The following is a 555-nucleotide window of genomic DNA, read 5'->3' on the forward strand; positions in this document are numbered from 1 at the left end:
GGCTATTTTGATTAACAAGACTATTGGGTGTTCCCGATTCATCTACAATCATTTTCTCAATCAGTGGAATGAAACTTACAAAGAAACAGGTAAGGGATTATCTTATGGGAAATGTTCTGCACAACTTTCTTCTTTGAAAAAACAAGAAGAAACGGAGTGGCTTAAAGAAGTCGATAGTATTGCACTTCAGTCTTCTCTACGAAACCTTTCAGACAGTTTTGACCGCTTCTTCAAAAAGCAAAACAAGTATCCTCGTTTCAAATCAAAAAATAATCCGCTTCAGTCATACACTACAAAAGAAACTAATGGGAATATTTCCGTTGAAGGCAATAAGTTGAAACTGCCGAAACTGGGATTGGTTCTCTTTGCGAAAAGTCGTGAGGTAGAAGGCAGAATACTCAATGCTACTATTCGCAGAAATCCAACAGGAAAATATTTCGTATCCCTTTTAGTCGAAACGGAAGTCGAACCCATCGAAAAAACAGATTCTTCTGTAGGTGTGGATGTTGGATTAAAAGACTTTGCGATTCTTTCGGATGGAACAGTTTACAAGAA

At 37.5% G+C, this 555-nt stretch carries 1 protein-coding gene; it reads left to right on the plus strand.

The window, feature by feature from the left end:
• Nucleotides 1–4: 4 nt before the first annotated feature.
• On the plus strand, nucleotides 5–555 hold a 551-nt coding region (locus tag ACYQ4S_RS12190; protein WP_459771432.1), incomplete at its 3' end, for an RNA-guided endonuclease TnpB family protein.

The organism is Alkalibacterium sp. s-m-28, from assembly GCF_054658175.1.